A 1,217-nucleotide genomic window follows, 5' to 3' on the forward strand; every position below is an offset into this window, starting at 1 on the left:
AAATTATGATTTGTAGGGGTATTCATTCCGTTTAGGCTGCCTGCAGGGTTACCGGTTTTTTCCAGGTATTTTCGTATGCTTAAAAAAACAGAATTCAGACAATGAAAGTCAGACGTTTCGTTTAACAGCCCTCCGCTTATTTAAAATCCAGTTTAATATTCTGGCAAAATAAGCCATAAAAAAAGCCAGAGGATTTCTCCTCTGACTTTTTGGCATAACGTCCCGAAAGGAAGTTACAGACCGTACACCAGGTTTACAGACGTCACGGTATCGGTTTTATCCGGCGCGCTGGCTGGTGGCTTGGTGTTATAGGTGACGTCATACGCCACTTTCAACGAGAAGTGGGAGTTGATCGCAACGGTCAGCGCGGTTTCTGAGTTCAGCGTCGTTTCGTCGTTCGCTAATACAGACACACCCTGCGTGAAGCGCGCAGTATCGCTGATCTGATAACCGTAAGTGCCTGAGGCATAAGCCAGCGCACGGGTGGTGTTACCGCCCTGTTCGAATTCATCATGACGTACACCCGGACCGGCTTCCAGATTCAGTGTATGAACCGGACCGCTCCAGATCTGACGTCCATAACCGACGGCACCCACAGTACGTGAACGGTAACCGTTATAACGGTCACTCAGCCAACTGCCCTGACCGAACACATAGTTCGCGTTGTCAAGGTTATAACGTGTACGGCCACCGGCCTGATACTTCTCGGAGGAACGCACACCGGAAGAAGAGGTATTACGCGCAGAACCCCACAGGCTGTATGCCGTGTTGGTATCAAACCAGGTCATGGTGGTATCAGCATTCAGCGTGGAGTTGCTGGTGTTACCGGTTTGCGCACTGTAACCCGCCTGAACATTGCCCTCGAACGGCTTTTTCGCCTGAGCAGGGTCATCTAACGCGGTGAAAATGGTGGTGTCTGCAAGGCTTGAAATACTGAACAGCGCTGCACCGCAGACTACGGCACAAGCTGGTAAACGACGAACAACCCGAAAAAACATTTTGTTTCCCCAATAGGACTTAAGGCAAATAACGACACTGGAACCACACGATTTATGCCATAAATTAGGATCCGTTAATCAAGCCTGGCAACTCCATTTCGATGGCATATGCATACAAATATTTCTACCGCAACAAATATAACGCACTCAGCCCAGGATATCTTAATAAAGCGGCTTTTTTGGATAGTTCCGAGTGACATATATTTCCGGCAATAGAAA

At 48.2% G+C, this 1,217-nt stretch carries 1 protein-coding gene; it reads right to left on the bottom strand.

The annotated features are described in order from the left end of the window. Positions 1-233: 233 nt before the first annotated feature. The gene (locus J1785_RS00860; RefSeq protein WP_129951128.1) at positions 234-998 is read right to left on the bottom strand and encodes a DUF481 domain-containing protein; all 765 of its coding nucleotides are present in this window, start codon (positions 996-998) and stop codon (positions 234-236) included. Positions 999-1,217 lie beyond the last annotated feature (219 nt).

It is taken from the genome of Rahnella perminowiae, assembly GCF_019049755.1.
Lineage (GTDB): Bacteria > Pseudomonadota > Gammaproteobacteria > Enterobacterales > Enterobacteriaceae > Rahnella > Rahnella perminowiae.

Coding starts and splice junctions, on each gene's coding strand:
- J1785_RS00860 (WP_129951128.1), bottom strand. CDS start 998: ATGTTTTTTCGGGTTGTTCGTCGTTTACCAGCTTGTGCCGTAGTCTGC.